Annotated in this window: 16 protein-coding genes; 10 read left to right on the top strand and 6 right to left on the bottom strand. The window is 60.2% G+C overall.

All coding sequences use genetic code 11. The annotated features are described in order from the left end of the window. Window positions 1-134: 134 nt before the first annotated feature. From N434_RS20415 to N434_RS20425, 3 genes are all read right to left on the bottom strand, one after another. Window positions 135-1,061, bottom strand: coding sequence for a FecR family protein (locus tag N434_RS20415; protein WP_110760076.1), 927 nt, complete (start codon window positions 1,059-1,061; stop codon window positions 135-137). A gap of 87 nt (window positions 1,062-1,148) precedes the next feature. Beyond that, window positions 1,149-1,658 carry an RNA polymerase sigma factor gene (locus N434_RS20420; protein WP_065116490.1) on the bottom strand — a complete coding sequence of 170 codons (510 nt, stop codon included), beginning with the start codon at window positions 1,656-1,658 and terminating at the stop codon, window positions 1,149-1,151. 160 nt (window positions 1,659-1,818) lie between these two features. Further along, complete coding sequence (locus N434_RS20425; protein WP_065116489.1) at window positions 1,819-2,721, bottom strand: hypothetical protein; 903 nt, start codon at window positions 2,719-2,721, stop codon at window positions 1,819-1,821. Window positions 2,722-2,904: 183 nt separating this feature from the next. Between N434_RS20425 and N434_RS20430 the strand changes: the two genes are divergently transcribed. Further along, window positions 2,905-3,885, top strand: a complete 981-nt coding sequence (locus N434_RS20430; RefSeq protein WP_110760077.1) for a 3'-5' exonuclease — start codon at window positions 2,905-2,907, stop codon at window positions 3,883-3,885. 66 nt (window positions 3,886-3,951) lie between these two features. On the opposite strand, the gene N434_RS20435 is transcribed toward N434_RS20430, so the two are convergent. Beyond that, the gene (locus tag N434_RS20435; protein ID WP_065116487.1) at window positions 3,952-4,671 is read right to left on the bottom strand and encodes a GntR family transcriptional regulator; all 720 of its coding nucleotides are present in this window, start codon (window positions 4,669-4,671) and stop codon (window positions 3,952-3,954) included. A gap of 235 nt (window positions 4,672-4,906) precedes the next feature. Between N434_RS20435 and N434_RS20440 the strand changes: the two genes are divergently transcribed. From N434_RS20440 to chrA, 6 genes are all read left to right on the top strand, one after another. Further along, window positions 4,907-5,992 (top strand): ABC transporter ATP-binding protein, encoded by a 1,086-nt coding sequence (locus N434_RS20440; protein ID WP_110760078.1) that lies wholly within the window; start codon window positions 4,907-4,909, stop codon window positions 5,990-5,992. Between the two features lie 29 nt (window positions 5,993-6,021). Next, window positions 6,022-7,311: an ABC transporter substrate-binding protein gene (locus N434_RS20445; RefSeq protein ID WP_065116485.1), complete on the top strand. Its 1,290-nt coding sequence runs from the start codon at window positions 6,022-6,024 to the stop codon at window positions 7,309-7,311. Between the two features lie 67 nt (window positions 7,312-7,378). Then, on the top strand, window positions 7,379-8,290 hold the full coding sequence (locus tag N434_RS20450) for an ABC transporter permease (RefSeq protein WP_110760079.1): 912 nt from the start codon (window positions 7,379-7,381) through the stop codon (window positions 8,288-8,290). Window positions 8,291-8,293: 3 nt separating this feature from the next. Beyond that, on the top strand, window positions 8,294-9,112 hold the full coding sequence (locus N434_RS20455) for an ABC transporter permease (protein ID WP_065116483.1): 819 nt from the start codon (window positions 8,294-8,296) through the stop codon (window positions 9,110-9,112). A gap of 11 nt (window positions 9,113-9,123) precedes the next feature. Then, window positions 9,124-9,882 carry an aspartate/glutamate racemase family protein gene (locus N434_RS20460; RefSeq protein WP_110760080.1) on the top strand — a complete coding sequence of 253 codons (759 nt, stop codon included), beginning with the start codon at window positions 9,124-9,126 and terminating at the stop codon, window positions 9,880-9,882. A 547-nt stretch (window positions 9,883-10,429) separates the two neighbouring features. After that, window positions 10,430-11,659, top strand: coding sequence for a chromate efflux transporter (chrA, locus tag N434_RS20465; RefSeq protein WP_502695781.1), 1,230 nt, complete (start codon window positions 10,430-10,432; stop codon window positions 11,657-11,659). Between the two features lie 6 nt (window positions 11,660-11,665). On the opposite strand, the gene N434_RS20470 is transcribed toward chrA, so the two are convergent. Beyond that, window positions 11,666-12,544: a LysR family transcriptional regulator gene (locus N434_RS20470; RefSeq protein ID WP_110760081.1), complete on the bottom strand. Its 879-nt coding sequence runs from the start codon at window positions 12,542-12,544 to the stop codon at window positions 11,666-11,668. A gap of 133 nt (window positions 12,545-12,677) precedes the next feature. Between N434_RS20470 and ampC the strand changes: the two genes are divergently transcribed. The 3 genes from ampC (at window position 12,678) to N434_RS20485 (ending at window position 16,972) form a co-directional block, all read left to right on the top strand. Continuing rightward, entirely contained in the window at window positions 12,678-13,835 is a 1,158-nt protein-coding gene (gene ampC / locus N434_RS20475; RefSeq protein WP_110760082.1) for a class C beta-lactamase, read from the top strand. 202 nt (window positions 13,836-14,037) lie between these two features. Beyond that, the gene (locus N434_RS20480; protein WP_110760083.1) at window positions 14,038-15,447 is read left to right on the top strand and encodes a diguanylate cyclase domain-containing protein; all 1,410 of its coding nucleotides are present in this window, start codon (window positions 14,038-14,040) and stop codon (window positions 15,445-15,447) included. Window positions 15,448-15,643: 196 nt separating this feature from the next. Continuing rightward, window positions 15,644-16,972 carry a solute carrier family 23 protein gene (locus N434_RS20485; protein ID WP_110760084.1) on the top strand — a complete coding sequence of 443 codons (1,329 nt, stop codon included), beginning with the start codon at window positions 15,644-15,646 and terminating at the stop codon, window positions 16,970-16,972. On the opposite strand, the gene N434_RS20490 is transcribed toward N434_RS20485, so the two are convergent. Next, window positions 16,969-17,817, bottom strand: coding sequence for a LysR family transcriptional regulator (locus tag N434_RS20490; RefSeq protein ID WP_181424034.1), 849 nt, complete (start codon window positions 17,815-17,817; stop codon window positions 16,969-16,971). The two genes, N434_RS20485 and N434_RS20490, sit on opposite strands and share 4 nt — an antisense overlap. Between the last annotated feature and the right edge of the window lie 94 nt (window positions 17,818-17,911).

The raw sequence follows: 17,911 nt of genomic DNA on the forward strand, positions 1-17,911 counted from the left end.
TCCATTTCGCCGCCTTGCTGCGGCCTCTGATAGGGAAGACGACCGAGGCGCATGAACCCGAAAAGATTTGTGGAGTTTTTTTGTAATATTTTCGGATCGTCCGGAATCCAGCGCTGTCTCCGGTTCGAAAGACTTCAGACGAGCAGCAGGATTCCGCCTGCGCCGACCGCATGAAGATGCAGGGTTTCTTCAAGATGGGCGATAATGTCCTGCGGCCGGTTGAGCTGAAAGACGCCCGAGACGTGCAGGGAGCGCAGGCTTTGACGGGTAATGATGATCCTGCCGCGCCGGTGGCGGTTCAGGCTCGCAACGATGTCTTCCAGCGGACGGTTGTTGAAGACCAGCATGCCTTCACGCCATGCCGATGCCGTTTCGAGGTCGATCGCGGATTTTTCCCCAAGGCCAGCGTCCGAATAGACGATTGCCTCTCCGGGAAGCAGCTGCGCATCGCCGAGACAGTGGACGCTGAGCGGGCCGGACAGGCATTCCACGGTTACGCCGCTGGCATTATGGGTGACGCTGAAGGCACCGCCGGAGGCCTGCACGCGGCCATTGCCGGCTTTGACCACAAAAGGACTGTTCGCCGCCTGCTGGACGGTGAAGACCGCAGCACCTGCGGTGAGATCGAACTGCCGTTCGCCGCGCTCCAGCGACAGGGCGGAGCCGCCATCGAGAAAAGCGGTCGATCCATCCGGCAGGCTGACATTCTGCTGCTCGCCGACACCAGTTGAAAAATCCGCAAGCATTGCGCCGATGGAGGGCAGGTAACCGAGTTCCGGCAGCGCGACGGCAATACCGGCAAGGCCGGCGGCAAGGCTGCCGCCCACCAGAAAGGATCGTCTGGATGTGGCTTTGGCGCGGGTCTGCGCCTGCGCTTCCAGGGCGGGGCCAAGATCGCGCCAGAGCGCCGACGCCTCGACGAAGGCGCGTTCGTGATCGGCGCTGAGGCTGCGCCAGTGGCGGAGCGCCTCCGTATCCTCAACCGTGGCCGCGCCGGAGCGCAGCCTGACGATAAAGGTCGTGGCCTTTCTTCTGAGCGCATCGGATCCTTCGTTCAACACGCAACCCCTATCAAAAAAACCGTCTGGATGCCGGAATTTCACATGAACCTCATTAGCTCTAACGATCACAAACGGTAAATCCGAAAATTATCTGCGCCGCTCATGTCCCATTTTCTCGATGCAGTAGTTGAGGGCGCGATTGATCTCCATTTCCACCGTGCGGGTGGAGACATGGAACTCTTCCGCGATCTCGGCATAGGGACGAAATTCCAGCCGCGCCGCGACCAGCATCTTTCTCTGTCGATCCGGCAGCTCACCGATGACCCGCATGAGCTGCCGGATCTGGTCACGGTCGATCACCTGCTGGTCCGGACCCGGGCGCTCGTCGCGAATGGAAAGGGCATCCTCGATCTGTTCGGTCGTGGCGCGGTGCCTGCGGCCCCGCCCGTGATCGATGGCCAGCGACCTGGCGATGCGCTTGAGATAAGGCACCGGCGCGGCGGATGCGTTCGAGCTGTTTCTCGCCAGCTTGATCCATGCCTCATGGGCAAGATCCTCGGCATCCTCGCGCGAGCCCGTCATCCGCGTCAGGTATCGCTTGATATCCGACTGGGTTTTCAGGAATGCCGAAAGGAATTTGTCGTCGCGCTGCGTCATGACCGACCTGGAGATTGGACTTCAGGCGATACCCCGTGGCAGATGCGAATTCAATACTTAACTTAAATAATCATGTTAAGGCGCATGATCGATGATGGCGGCAGCGTGATGATACCGATGCCCATGCGGGGCGACGGGTCGCCCCCGGCTTCGGAATGCGTCACAGCTGCATCTTGATCGTCAGCATATATTCGGTGCCCTTTGCCCGGTCGCGGGTGCGGGACACTTCCAGGGTGATCTTTTCCAGCTTGTGTTCGAGGCTTTCCTTGATCGTTCCGCCGGGCGTGTCCTCACGGCGCAACGAGGTGTCGCCATAACCAAGGCCGATTTTGCGCGTGATGGCGTTTTCCGTATAGGTTCTTCCGAACATGGCTGAGGCCTGTCCGCTGCGGACGGTGGCTTCGAAACCACGGGTATCGATATCCCGGTAGGCCGAGCCGCTGATCGAATTGTCCGACTGGCTATAGCTGCCGCCCGCGCTTATTCTGGCAAGCCGGTGTCCGTCGTGCTCAAGCGAGACATTGCCGTCGGCCGAAGGTCCGAAAAGCCCGCCATTCATGCTGTCCTTGTAGGTGAAGCGGAAGCGGCCGCTGCGGGCATCGACCTGATAATTGTAGGAGGCGTCGCCGCTGCGCACCTGAATACCCGGGGCCGGTTCGCTGCCGAGGATCGGCGAAACCTTGTCGGCGAAATTAAAGAGGGGTCTGGTGACCTGTTCGAATTCCGTCTGCGACAGCTGCACGGTCTTGCCTTCCGCATCGAAACCGCCGACGGCGAGGCATGGGCGCTGATTGATGACGCTTTTCAGGGCAAACAGCGTGCAATTGTCGCTGGTCATGCCGGCAATGGCGGCGTGGACGGAGTTGCGCAGCGTATAGCTGCCGCAGCAGGAGAAGGCGTCGTTGTCCGCGCTCGCATCCCTCGTATAGCCGGTGAAAACGATGCCGCTCGCCCCGGTGGAGATATTTACATTGGCGAATTGCGGGCCGCTTTGCAGCGGAAACAGCTTCAACCGGCTCTGGTCAGCAAGCGTCTTCGGGTTGGAAAGCGATGGAATCGGCATTCTTCTTCTCTCCTGAAACACGGAACGGTATTTCCCTTCTATCATCGCAACGTGAAGGTGCAACCCGCAACCTGTGTGGGTCAGTTTCTGTGGATGAGAGCAACCGCTGTTGTTACCGTGAGCCTCTGCACATATGCTGGAGTACTTAAATCTCGATTTCCGGGCACGACGGACAGGCGCATAATGACCTCCCAGTTGGATTTTTTCGCTTCCGCGACAGCACGGCTTCCCCAGGGTGAACGCGGGCGAAAAGCGGCTGGTCGCGATACGGCAAAGACGAGTGTTGCGGATGACGAGACGCTTGCCGGGTATCTTGAATCCACAGGCAATTACCGCGTCTTACGCAGGCTCATGCCACGACCGGTCATCGAGCGGCCGCGGCCGGAGTTCCCCCGTCAGGGCATTATCCTCGATACCGAAACCACGGGCCTCAATCATCGGACCGACGAGATCATCGAGATCGGCGTCATCGCCTTCACATTCGACGATCACGGCGCGATCGGCGATGTTACCGGCGTTTATGGCGGCCTGCGGCAACCCGGTGTCGCCATCCCGGAAGAGATCACACACCTGACCGGGATTACCGACGAGATGGTCGCCGGACAGGCAATAGACATGGACCGGCTGAGCGCGCTTGTTGGCCGGGCGGATCTGATCATCGCCCATAATGCCGGCTTTGACCGCCCGTTCTGCGAGGCTTTTTCACCGATTTTCCGCGAGAAGGCATGGGCCTGTTCAGTGTCCGAGATCGACTGGCGGGCACGGGGTTTTGAGGGCAGCAAACTTGCCTATCTGATCGGGCAGTCCGGCTATTTTCACGACGGCCATCGCGCTGTCGACGATTGTTTCGCTCTTCTGGAGGTGCTGGGGCACGCGCGCCCGGGGCAGGGCGAAGCGCCCTTCGCGGAACTGCATCAGGCCAGCCAGCGCTCCCGGGCTCGCATTTATGCGGAAAACAGCCCCTTCGATATGAAGGATCACCTGAAAAAACGCGGTTACCGCTGGTCGGATGGTTCCGATGGCCGGCCAAAAGCCTGGTGGGTGGAAATACCGGAGGAAAAGCTGGACGAGGAACTGCATTTCCTGCGGACCGAGATTTACCGCTGGGAGGCTGATCCCCCGGTCAAGCACCTTACGGCCTTTGACCGGTTCAGGGCCAGCTGATCTGCCCGTATCGGGCCGGTGACGACAACAGGCGCCGTCTTACGTCGACATGCGGTGACTAAATGGTCACGATAGCGGTGTCAGAGCATTTTTCAGGCTGACGCCCTGCTTCGGCTGCAGGTCGAGATCGGCCTCGATATGGTCGAGATGATGGAGCATGAGGTCTGAGGCGCTTTTCGCGTCGCCCTTTGCGACGAGCTCGAGAATGGCGAGGTGCTCGTTGTGGCCGCAGCTCGAAACGCCTGAGCGGCCATAAAGGGCCACGACCAGTGAAGAGCGGGCGACCAGTTCGTCCATGAAACGCTGGAGGATGACATTGCCGGACAGCGCCGCCAGCATGAGATGGAAATCGCCCGAGGCCTTGATTTCCGCCCGGCGCGCGGCCGGCCCGCGCTCATTCATATATTGCGCTTCTTCGACCAGATGGTCCCGGAACCGCGCAATATCGGCAGGCGTGATGCGCCCTACCGCCGCTGCGATGATGCCCGGCTCGATCAGGCGGCGCGACGCGAAAATCTGGCGCGCCTCTTCCGGCGAAGGTGTGGAAACGAAGGCGCCACGGTTGCGCTCGGTCTTCACCAGCCCCTCGAAGGCGAGGATTTGCAAAGCGGCGCGCGCCACCGTGCGGCTGACATTAAAGAGCGCACCAACCTCGGCTTCCGACAGTTTGGTTCCCGGCGCCAGCCGCCGGTCGATGATGGCATTGCGCAGGGATTCTCGGATCACAAGCGAACGATCTTCGATTGTGGCATCCACGGCGGCAGAGGTTGTTTCTAGCAAGGTCATGTCACGGATCCGGTGTCGCTTCTTCTAACCCGGCGACGCCCATTTTCCTAGGGCGATATTTCGCAATCGATTGTTTAGATCGCATACAATTTGGCCAATAAATCGAAAACAATCGATGTAAATTTGAGCAGCTGTTTGCTGCCTTTCGCAAGCGTTTCAAAAATACTCTTTTATATCAATGGTAAAGCCGATTGGCACGCCGCCTGCATGACAAAGTCGTCGCAGGAGAGTGTTCATGAGCAAAGCCGCAGCAATCGACATCGCTTCCGTTTCCAAGGTTTATGGCGCCACCACCGCCGTCCATGCCATAAGCCTCAAGATACCGGCGGGAAGCTATTGCTGCCTGCTCGGCCCTTCGGGTTGTGGCAAGACTTCAACACTCAGAATGATTGCCGGCCACGAGAGCATTTCCAGCGGTGATATCAGGCTTGGCAATCTGGTGGTTACCGATCTGCCGCCTGCAAAACGCGGCACGGCGATGATGTTCCAGTCCTATGCCCTGTTTCCGCATCTCGATCTCATCGACAACGTCGCTTTCAGCCTCAAGATGAAGGGCGTGGACAAGGAAGCGCGCCGCGCCAAGGCGCTTGAGATGCTGCAACTGATGCAGCTTGAGCCCTATGCCAGCCGTCGTCCCGCCCAGCTTTCCGGCGGGCAGCAGCAGCGTGTGGCGCTGGCGCGCGCTTTGATTACCGATCCCGAAGCCCTTTTGCTGGATGAGCCGCTGTCGGCGCTCGATCCCTTTCTCAAGATTCGTATGCGCGCCGAGTTGAAGAAGCTGCAGACGTCGCTGGGCATCACCTTCGTTCACGTCACCCACAGCCAGGAAGAGGCCATGGCGCTGGCTGACGTCATCGTCGTCATGAATGACGGCCGCATCGAACAGGCGGCGACGCCGCGTGAGGTTTTCGAACGCCCGGCCACCGCTTTCGTTGCCCGTTTCATGGGTGACCACAATGTCATTTCCGGACGCTACCGGGAAAAGTCGGGGGGTCTCGTTACGCTGGAAGTGGCGGGCGGTGGCACCTTCACCGCAAGTGGCGATGCTCCCGATGACGGTGCGGTCGATATTGCGGTGCGCACCGACCGTGTGCGGGTGGGCGAGGCGGATCAGCCGGGGCTCGGTTTCACCGGCATCGTCTCGAATGTCGAATATCGCGGCGCGAGCGTGAAAATCGCCGTGACCGGCGCGGGCATCGAGGATTTCAACGTCATTCTCAGCGACGCCGCCTTTTTTGAAAGGCCGGTCAAAACCGGTGACGCCATACCGCTTTCATGGAATGCGGCCGATGCCATCGTGCTCGGCCGGGTAGAGAAGTGACCCCAAAATAACCAGAGGAGAACTTTGCAATGACCGATAACTCCAAGAACATGAAGGGCCTGTCCCGCCGTGGCCTGCTAAAAGCCGGCGCGGCCGCCACGGGCGCGGCGATAGGTTCCGGCCTCATCACCGGTTTCCCGACCATCTGGGCGCAGAACCCGATCACCATCCGCCAGTTCGGCACCGGTGTTTCGAACCTCAACGCCATTGCCGAAAAGTGCAAGGCCGACCTCGGCATCACGCTGGAGATGACGGCGACGGATTCCGATGCCGCCGCCCAGCGTGCCGTGACCCAGCCGAATTCCTACGATATCGCCGACATCGAATACTGGATCCTGAAGAAGGTCTATCCGGCGGGCGTCATCCAGCCGATGGAAATCAAGAAGCTCAAATATTACGACAAGATCGTGCCGCTGTTTAAAAACGGCAAGCTGACGCCTGACAGCGTCGTGGCGCAGGGCACCGCCCCGCATACGGTCGGTTTCGTCGAAAAGCCCGGCGACAAGACATTTGCGAAGGGCGAGACCGATTATTTCACCATGGTTCCGACCATCTATAACGCCGATACGCTCGGCATCCGCCCCGATCTCGTCGGCCGCGACATCACCAGCTGGGCCGATATCATGGACCCCAAGTTCAAGGGCAAGACCTCGATCCTCAACATCCCGTCCATCGGCATCATGGATGCGGCGATGATCATGGAAGCCATGGGCAACATCAAATATGCCGACAAGGGCAACATGACCAAGGAGGAGATCGACAAGACCATCGACTTCCTCATCAAGGCCAAGAAAGACGGCCAGTTCCGTGCTTTCTGGAAGAGCTTCGACGAAAGCGTCAACCTCATGGCCTCGGGTGAAGTCATCATCCAGTCCATGTGGTCGCCCGCCGTTGCCGCCGTCCGTTCCAAGGGCATCGCCTGCAAATACCAGCCGCTGAAGGAAGGTTATCGCTCCTGGGGCGGTGGCCTTGGCCTTGCCAAGCACCTTTCCGGCGCCAAGCTCGATGCGGCCTACGAGTACATCAACTGGTACACCTCCGGCTGGGTCGGCGCCTACCTCAACCGGCAGGGCTATTACTCCGCCGCCATGGAAACGGCGAAGGAACATATGTCCGCCGACGAGTGGGGTTACTGGGTCGAAGGCAAGCCCGCGCAGGGCGATATCATCGCTCCGGATGGCAAGATCATGGAAAAGGCCGGCGCGGTGCGTGATGGCGGCTCCTTCGAGGAGCGCATGGGCAAGGTCGCGTGCTGGAACTCCGTCATGGACGAAGACCGCTACATGGTTCGCCGCTGGAACGAATTCATCGCGGCCTGATGTCTCACGGACAAAACCGGCGGCCTTTGCCGCCGGTGCTTCAGCAAATCCAGCGAAAGGCATAACCATGGTGACGGTCAGACTCATCGGCGTCAGCGACAAAAAGGACAGGCCGCCCCGCAGCTTCGCGCTGCCGCAAAAGCTCGTATCCTATGTTCAGGCCACGCCGCTTTTCCTGATCTTCGGCTTTTTCTTGGCTCTGCCGATCGTCATGATCGCCATCGTCAGTTTCTGGGATTATGACTTCGCCCAGATGTATCCTGATTTCGTGACCTTCAACTATCTGGAAACGCTCGGTTCCTGGGTCACGTGGCAAACTTATGTCAATACCCTGAAATACGCCGCCATCGTCTGGGCGATCACGCTGTTCTGCGGTTTCTGGGTCGCCTATTTCCTGGCTTTCCATATTCGCACCACGACAATGCAGATGATCCTGTTTCTCGTCTGCACCGTGCCGTTCCTGACATCGAACATCATCCGCATGATTTCGTGGATACCGGTTCTGGGGCGCAACGGGCTGGTCAACGGCGCGCTGGTCAATGCCGGCATCGTGCCCGCGCCCGTCGAGTGGCTGCTCTACTCGGATTTCGCCGTGGTGCTGGCCATGGTGCATCTCTACACGCTGTTCATGGTGACGCCGATCTTCAACACGCTGATGCGTATCGATAAATCGCTGATCGAGGCGGCGCGCGACGCTGGCGCGACGGGCTGGCAGACGCTCTCAAACGTCATCATTCCGCTTGCCAAGCCCGGCATGGCCATCGGCAGCATTTTCGTGGTGACGCTGGTCATGGCCGATTTCTCCACCGTTCAGGTGATGTCCGGCGGGCAGAGCGCTTCCGTGGCGCTGATGATGAAGAACCAGATGTCGCTGCTGCAATATCCGGCGGCCGCCGCAAATGCGGTCATCCTGCTCATCCTCGTTCTTCTGATGGTCGCGGGCATCCTGCGCATCGTCGATATTCGCAAGGAGTTGTGAGCCATGCATCAGGAAAAACGCGGCCGCGAATTCTACGTCCTCGCCTTCTTTTTTCTTCTCTTCGTGCTGTTCCTTTACGGGCCGCTGTCGGCGATCCTCATCCTTGCGTTTCAGGGGCCGAATGGCGGGCTGACCTTTCCGCTGAACGGCGTTTCGCTACATTGGTTCGGCAATCTTTTCGAACAGCAGGCGGTGGGTGATTTCGGCGGATCGTTCCGCCGCTCTTTCGGGCTCGGCCTGATGGTCATGGCGGTCACCGTCATCGTTTCGCTGCTGGCCGGCCTTGCCTTCCGGCGAAAATTCATCGGTGCGACGCCGCTATTTTATCTCTCGGTTGCCAGCCTCGTGGTGCCGTCGATTATCATATCGCTCGGCATTGGTGTTCTTTTTCAGCAGCTTGGGCTTGAACCCTCATGGTATACATCAGCTTTCGGGGCGCATCTCACCTGGACATTGCCCTTCGGCGTGCTGATCATGCTGGCCGTTTTCAATCGCTTTTCACCTTCCTACGAGGAGGCGGCCCGCGATCTCGGCGCATCGTCCTGGCAGACCTTCGCCCATGTGGTACTGCCGATGATTGCGCCAAGCCTCATCGGTGTCGGCCTGTTCGGTTTCACGCTCTCCTATGACGAGTTCGCCCGCACTTTGATGACGGCGGGCACCTACAACACCCTGCCGCTGGAAATCTACGGCATGACCACCAATGTCACGACGCCGGTGCTTTATGCGCTCGGGGCTGTGACGACCCTGTTTTCCTTCCTGGTGATCGCGGCCACGCTTGGCCTGATCGTTACCCTGAACCGCCGCCATTCCCGCGGCTGAAGAAGCTGAACATGCGCATCCTCATCATCAATCCCAATACGACGCAATCCATGACGGCAACCATTGCCGATGCCGCAACACGGGTGGCCAACGCCGATACGCAAATCCTCGCCGTCACCTCGTCCATGGGTCCCGTCTCCATCGAAGGATATTACGATGAGGTTTTCGCTGTGCCCGGCCTTCTGCTGGAACTTGCCAAGGCCCCGGCGCTTGGCGCAGATGCCGCGGTCATCGCCTGTTTCGACGATACCGGGCTCGATGCCGCCCGGGCGCTCGCCGATATTCCTGTCATCGGCCTCTGCGAGGCTGGGGTTTCGAGCGCCGCTTTCATCGCGCAGAAGTTCACCATCGTGACGACCATGGAACGGTCGCGCCTGCCGCTGGAGCATCTCGTCCATCGTTATGGCATGTCCGCCCGCTGCAATGTGCGGGCCGCCGATATTCCCGTTCTGTCACTGGAAGATCCCGCTTCGAATGCCGGTGAAAGGCTGCGTGAGGAAATCTCGATGGCGCTGAGGCAGGATCGCGCCGAGGCGATCGTGCTCGGCTGTGCCGGCATGGCGGATCTTGCCGCCGAGCTTGGCGACGAATTCGGCGTGCCCGTCATCGACGGCGTCGCGGCCGCCGTGAAACAGGCCGAGTCGCTGGTGAGGATGGGGCTTTCGACCGCCAAACGCGGCGCTTATGCCGCGCCACTCTCCAAGCCCTATCGTGGATTGCTGGAAGCGTTCCAACCGGACAGGCTTGCCGGGGCATCCGCAAGTCCCTGATCCCGTCAGGTCCTCAAAGCCTCCAGCCACAGGACGACAAATGCCAGCTGGCAGGCCAGATCACGCGCACATTGTGAAGCGCGACCTCACTTGGAATTATCCTCGATCCGTTTCTCCTGGGGATATCCAGCCGCTCGGCCCTGGCCAATATGCCCGTGGCGTGCGCGCGACTGACCCCATAGGTCCGCGCGGCCGCTTTGCGGGAAAACTCGACAATCGCCGCATCGACGTCGCTGGTTTTGACCGCAAACACCCGCCCACAGCCCCGATGAGGCCCCTTATCGCGATGCACGCTTGCTCCGGCCCATCCGCTGCCGGCTTCTCCGGCGGCACAGGTGAGCGGGGATGGATATCCCATTTCTCTGAATTGCTGCCTCTAAAATAAGCTGTTCCCGTCGCATCACAGCGCGCCGGAAAGTCAGAACGACCATCTGGCGTTCATGCAGCCAGCCCCTTCATATCCCTGTCGTAATAGTGTCTGATATCGAGATCGTTTTTCGAGGCATATGTGTTGACGAACAGCCGTTGCACGCTCAGGGAGTTTGTCGTGAAGCCGTCAACGCAGGCGATAGGGACTGAAGTGGAAAACCGCGGGAACGGCACGCCGGGGGAAGTCTTTGCCGCCTTCCTGAAGCTCGGCGTCACCTCGTTCGGCGGTCCCATCGCCCATCTCGGTTATTTTCGCGATGAGCTTGTCGTGCGGCGCAAATGGATCGATGAGGCCGGTTACGCCGATCTCGTGGCGCTGTGCCAGTTTCTTCCCGGCCCGGCTTCCAGCCAGGTGGGGTTTGCGCTGGGGCTCCTGAGGGCGGGGCCGCTTGGCGCTCTGGCGGCCTGGACGGCTTTTACCCTGCCATCCGCCATTTTGCTTTTGCTGTTCGCCACCGTTGCCGCTTCGATCGAGGGGCCGGTCGGTACCGGACTGCTGCATGGCCTCAAGATCGTCGCCGTCGCTGTGGTGGCGCAGGCGGTCTGGGGCATGGCGAAAAGCCTTGCGCCGGATCGGCAGCGGGCCAGCATCGCACTTGCCGGCATTGTCTGCGTGGTTTTTCTGGCCGGAGCATTCGGACAAATCCTGGCGCTTGCCGTCGGTGCCATCGCCGGGCTTGTCTTCTGTCGCGACGGTACGGCGCGGGAATCTGCCCATCTTCAGTTTCGGGTGCCAAAAAACGTCGGATATATCGCACTCGCGGCCTTCATCCTGCTTCTCGGCCTGCTGCCGTTGCTTGCGGCGGTGGCGGGATCGCAGGGCCTCTCCTTGTTCGATGCGTTTTATCGTGCCGGCGCACTGGTCTTAGGCGGCGGGCATGTGGTCCTGCCGCTGCTGCAATCCGAAGTCGTCGCCACTGGCTGGGTGACGGAGGATGCATTTATCGCTGGCTACGGCGCGACACAGGCCGTTCCCGGCCCGCTATTCACTTTCGCCGCCTATCTCGGCGCGGTGGTGGGGCCGCAGCCGAACGGCGTTTTCGGTGCGGCCATCGCCCTTGTCGCGATCTTCCTGCCGGGCATGTTGCTTCTCGTCGGCGCCCTTCCTTTCTGGGAAGGGTTTCGCCGTCATCTTCCGGCGCAGGCCGCCATGCGCGGTGCAAATGCCGCCGTCGTCGGCATTCTTGGCGCCGCACTTTATGACCCGGTGTGGACGAGCGCCATCTTCACGTCGAAGGATTTCACGCTGGCGCTTGCGGGTTTCATCCTGTTGACGGTGTGGAAGACGCCGCCATGGGTCGTGGTGGTGATCTGTGCTGCCGGCGGCGTTCTGCTGGCGCTGTTTTAAGCCAATTCAGGCAGAGTCCGCATGGGCAAAAATCCAGTCCGAGAAGGCCTGCATGGCGGATGTCTGCGGTTTTGATTGCAGCCGGGTCAGCCAGTAGCTTCCAAGCGATATGGTGACGGGGAAGGGCTGAATGATTGCCCCGGACGCCAGATGCCGCGAAAACATCGACGGCGGTGCCAGCGCCACGCCCAGCCCCTGCAGCGCGGCCTCCATCATGCCAAGCGAGGTGTCGAAAACGATCCCGGCATTCACCTGCGCTGACGGTGTCACGCCGGCGGCCGCAAACCATGTGCTCCATTCGTCGGACCTGTAGCTGCGCAAAAGCGTCGCCTCGACAAGATCGGCGGGCGTTTTCAAAGTCTCCGCCAGTTTGGGCGTGCAAAGGGGTGAAAGCGGCGCATCGAAAAGCCGGAAGGCATCGGTGCCGTGCCACGAGCCCTGACCGAAACGAATGGCGAAATCCAGCCCTTCGGCCGCCATGTCCACCCGGTTATTGTTGGTGGAAACCCTGATATCGATGAAGGGATGCTGCTTTTGAAACTCCTGCAATCGCGGCAGGAGCCAGCCGACGGCAAATGTGCCGACGACCCCCAGAAACAGCAATTCGCGCACCTGTCCGGCCTCGATCCTGTCGAGCGTGGTCGCCATCTGGTCGAAGGAACTGGTGACGGTGGGCAGAAGCGCTTCACCCTCGGCAGTGATTTTCAGCCCGCGTGGAAGCCGTTGAAACAGCGAGACGCCCAGCCGCTTTTCCAGCACCTTCACCTGCTGGCTCACCGCCGCCTGCGTGACGCAGAGTTCGATGGCCGCGCGCGTGAAGCTCAGGTGTCTTGCCGATGCCTCGAAGGCCCGAAGACCGTTCAGGGGAAGAAATTGCCGAACCATTTGAGACCTAGATTTTCTTGTATCTCTTCCGAGATATCATGGTTTGTTCGTGCAATGTAGGGCAGCTAAAGCTCTTTCGCTGGGGACGGCGCAAATGCCGGTCATCTACCTGAGGTTTTGGAGAATGCGAAAGATGAAACTCAATCACGGACATATCGCCCTTGCGGCACTGCTCTCGGCCGGCCTGTTCACACAGGCTTCTGCCGCCGATGAAGCGAAGCTGAAGGCGATAACGGATGCCGCGATAAAGCCAGTCATGCAGAAAAACGGCATTCCGGGTCTTGCCGTCGCCATCAGTGTTAATGGTGAAAACCACGTCTTCACCTATGGCGTCATGTCCAAAAGCACCGGCCAGCCCGTTACACCACAGACCTTGTTCGAGCTTGGCTCGATCAGCAAGACATTCACGGTTGCGCTCAGCACCTATGCCGAGATGAACGGCCAGCTGTCGCTGTCCGGCAAGGTCGCGGATTATCTTCCGTCGATGAAAGGCAGGCCGTTCGGCGATGTCGCGCTGATGCATCTCGGCACGCACACCGCAGGCGGATTCCCGTTGCAGGTGCCGGACAACGTCAAGACGGAACAGCAGCTGCTCACCTATCTCAAGGCCTGGAAGCCTTCATACAAGGCCGGAACCCACCGCACCTATGCCAATCCCAGCATCGGAATGCTCGGTTACGTCACCGCAAAGGCCATGGGCCAGAGTTTTGATGACGCGATGCAAGGCACGCTGCTGCCCGGGCTGGGGCTGAAGAACACCTTCACCGTGGTGCCCAAGGCAAAGATGGCGGATTATGCCCAGGGCTATAAAAGAAATGGCGACCCGGCCCGCGTGACACCGGCCATCCTTTCTTCGGAGGCTTACGGCGTCAAATCATCGGCAAGCGACATGATCCGTTTCGTCAACGCCAATATGGGCCTTGAGACACTGGACGGAAAAATGCAGCAGGCGCTTCTCAATACCCATACGGGCTATTTCAGTGTCGGCGCGATGGTGCAGGATATGGTCTGGGAACAATATGCCTATCCGGTTGCCCTGAAGACGCTGGTGGATATGAACTCCGGCGCCCTTTTGAAGACGGTACCGGTCTCCGAAATCACGCCGCCGATGAAGCCGCGTCAGGATGTCCTCATCAACAAGACGGGCTCCACCAATGGTTTCGGGGCCTATGTCGCCTTCATACCGAAGCAGAAACGCGGCGTCGTCCTTCTGGCCAATAAAAACTATCCCAATGAGGATCGTGTCGCCCTGGCCTATGAGATTTTGACGGCGCTCGACAAGGCGGAATAATACCCGTCGGCCGGTCTGCTGTCCGCCACCCCGACGTGGGAGCTGAATTGCTCCCGCGTCAAGGCGGAGTACGCTTTCGTCGAAAACGCCCGCCGGCCCCGGGAACCATGCGTTAACCGACCCATCCGAAATTCCGGGTGTGGTAACTGCGGTGAAACGTGGCGTGTCGAAAATGACATCCGACAAATAATCGGAACATAAAATGACGACGCGCTTCACCCAACTCAGGCTTGCCGGACCTGCCGCAGTGCTTATCGCCATATTGCTGGCGGGGCTGGCGGCCATTCCCTATTACGGCGTTGCGCGTCTTGATGCTGAAATCCGCCTGCGACAGGAAACGCTGGTCGGCCGCAACATCTCGATATGGATATCGGATGTGGAATTTGCGCTGACCGCGTGGACGATCTGGGATGAATCCATCGCGAAGATTGACAATTCATTCGATCTGGAATGGACCGACCGGAACATCGGACGGTCGCTCATCGGCACTTCGCGCACGCGTTTCGTCAGCATTCTCAACGGCGACGGTGATCTCATCTATTCGAAGACGGATGACGAGGTACTGCAACGCCCGTTTTTTGCCCGAAAGGCAGAGGTGATTGCGCAGGACGCTCGCTCACTCGTGGATGCCGTTCGCGAAAAGGAACGTGGCGAAAGGCCAGAGGGTATTCCGCAGCCGATCGCCTTCAGCAAGATTGAGGTGATCGGTGACGATGCTGTCCTTCTGACGGCAAGCCTTTTTCAGCCCGATTTCAGGACGGCAATGCCTCGCGGTGAACGCGCGCCGGTACTGGTTTCCGCAATCCCCATTGCTGGCAGCCTGCAGGAATTCCTCGGAAACCGCTTCCTTCTGGACGATGCTTCCGTTGGGCCGGCCGGCAGCGTTCCGGCAGACCGCGCAAGGGTGGAAATTGCCATGGGGCCGAATGGTCAGACACAGGCGCTGTCCTGGCAGCCGCTGACCCCGGCGCGGGATCTGCTCCGTCAGTCCATGCCGCTTGCCGTCACGGTTCTTGTCGTGCTCATAGCCGGTGGCATCTTCGCGGTGCGGATTTCCCGCCGCGCGGTTCATTCGCTTGTCGAGGCCGAAAGACAGATGCGGCACGCTGCCACCCATGATTTCCTCACCGGGCTGGCCAACAGGTCGCTCGTCGCATCCGAATTCACCCGGTTGTCGCAGCAGGGAGACCTGACTGTCGCCTGTCTTGATCTCGACGGTTTCAAGGCCATCAATGACAGCCACGGACACGCCGCCGGGGATGCCTTGCTCAAGGCGGTTGCCACCCGCCTTCGCGCAGCCTGTCAGGACCGCGACGTGGCGTTCCGCTTGGGCGGGGACGAGTTTGCAGTGCTGATGCCCGCCATTTCCCTTGCCGAAGCCGAGATGCGCTGCCGGCAGCTGTGCCTGCTTCTCTCCGAGCCCTATGTTGTCGATGACAGCATGATGATCATCGGTGCGTCCTTCGGGTTGAGCAGCGTCATCGGGGCGGAAACGTCCTGCGATGAGGCCTTCCGCTGCGCTGACGAAGCGCTTTACCGCGCCAAGGGTGAAGGGCGCGGCAAGGTGATGACATCGATCTGTGAGATTGAACCCGTTCGCCGGTTTGGCTGAACTGAGGGGTGGGTAACCCCTTGATGCCCGATGACAGCAGTCGGCAATCGCGCTACCGAAGACAGGATGCGCCGCCACCGATTCGGCCCGGAACGACGGTCGCATATCACATAAAGACAAATCTTTTATGCGGCTGCGATCTGCAACGGGGACGTTCGCCAAATCGCGCCGGCCGCTTTCTGGGGGACAGACGACGATGAGCGATACAGGTGGCTATTTTCCGCGCTGGCGACTGAAAACCGAAGGGCGCATCATGCCGGATGAGCGGTTGCCCGCCGGGCAGACCGCGGTTCTCGGTCTGCAGCATGTTGTCGCCATGTTCGGCTCCACGGTGCTTGCGCCACTGATCATGGGGTTCGATCCGAACGTCTCCATCCTGTTTTCCGGCATCTCGACGCTGATCTTCTTTATCGCCGTCGGTGGCCGCGTGCCGAGCTATCTCGGTTCGTCCTTCGCTTTCATCGGTCCCGTGCTGGTGGCAACCGGTGCCGCAGCCGGTGCGGCGAGCCCTAATATCGCGCTTGCGCTTGGCGGCATCATTGCCGCAGGCGTGCTTTATGCCCTGATCGGCGTCATCGTCATGATTGCCGGCCATAACTGGATTGAACGGCTGATGCCGCCGGTCCTGACCGGTGCCATCGTTGCGGCAATCGGTCTGGTGCTTGCGCCGATTGCCATTGCCAGCGCCTCCGGCACCGGCCCCGGTAATCCCGATGGTGACCAGCTGTCGCGCTGGATTGCGATTTTGACGGTCACGTCCGTCGGTGCAATCGCGGTCTATGCGCCCGGCATGGCGCGGCGTCTACCGATCCTTCTCGGTGGCGCCATTGCCTACATCGCCTATCTGGTGCTGGCCAACGGCCTCGGTCTCGGCAAGCCCGTGGATTTTTCAGGCGTTGCGGCCGCATCCTGGTTTGGACTGCCGACATTTACCACACCGGTATTCTCCGCTTCGGCAATCGCGCTGATCGCGCCTGTCGTCGTCATTCTGGTGGCGGAAAATCTCGGGCATATCAAGGCGATCGGCGCGATGACCGGCCGCAACCTCGATCCCTATCTCGGCCGCGCCTTCATTGGTGATGGCATCGCCACCATCTTTTCCGGCGCGTTTGGCGGAACCGGGATGACGACCTATGCCGAAAACATGGGCGTCATGGCGATTACCCGCATTTTCTCGACGCTGGTTTTCATCGTTGCGGCGCTGGTTGCCATCATTCTCGGCTTCTCGCCAAAATTCGGCGCGCTGATCCAGACGATACCGGGGCCCGTCATCGGCGGCCTGTCCGTCGTGGTGTTCGGCCTGATCGCGGCGACCGCCGGGCGCATCTGGGTCGAGAACAAGGTCGATTTTTCCGAGCCGCGCAATCTCATCACCGTGGGCATCGCGCTGGTGCTGGGTGCCGGCAACTTCAAGCTCAATGTCGGCGGTTTCACGCTGGATGGCATCGGCACGGCGACGATCGGCGCCATCGTCTTTTATCATCTCCTCAGCCTCGGCGCTCCGGCCCAGGGGAAATCCCGCTAAAGACTGAGGCCCGGAAGAACCGCACGAATGTGATCGCCAAGCGCCCTGGCCGCCGATGATGTCTGGGGATCGGAAAATGCGATGGCTATTCCGATCGTCGGCAGCGGCGGCAGGCCATCTTTGACGATATGAAGGTCGGGCGGAACGGCTGTTTTCGTCAGCACGCTGATGGCGTGGCCGGAGCGGGCGATGGCGATGAGGCCGGCAAGGCTGGTGCTGGCAAAGGCGACACGGTAGCGGCGATTGGCGCTTTCCATGGCGTCGCAGGCCGCGCGGTGATCCAGCGTCGCCGGTGCCGAGAGCGCCAGCGGCAACACGTCCTTGGCCAGCAGGTCGGGTTCCGGTCTGTCCGCCACCCAGACGAAACTCTCCCTTCGCAGAACCTCGGGATGATCAGGATCGGCCTGTGAGACCAGCGCCATGTCGATCTGGCGGCGGCGCAGCAGCGGATGCAGCTCTATGGTCGGCGCGCAGACCATCCGCAGGTCGACTTTCGGGTAGGTTGCGCAGAAGCCCCGCAGCAGTTCCGGCAGGAAGGCGATGGAATAATCCTCCGGGCATCCAAGGCTGACGGTCCCCTGAAGGATCGCCTCGCTCATATCCGCAAGGATTTCATCGTGCCGGGCAAGCAGCGCATTGGCATGCGCAAGCAGCTTTTCTCCCGCCGCAGTCACCCGCACCCCGGAACCCGTTCGTTGCAGCAGGCTGTGGCCCACCTGGTCTTCCAGCCGCTGCATCTGTGTGCTGAGTGCCGATTGCGTGCGCCCGACCTGCATGGCGGCGACGCTGATGGAGCCGGCGCGGGCGACGATGACGAAGTTCTTGAGAAGCGTAAGGTCGAGCATATAGATATCAAAATTATCGATATCTGCTTCAGATACTATCAATTGGACTGCCTGCGCAAGGGCCTGTTACCGTTCTTCAGGATCACCTCTTTGG

The organism is Rhizobium sp. UGM030330-04, assembly GCF_003208455.1.
In the GTDB taxonomy this organism is placed as follows: Bacteria; Pseudomonadota; Alphaproteobacteria; order Rhizobiales; family Rhizobiaceae; genus Agrobacterium; species Agrobacterium rhizogenes_A.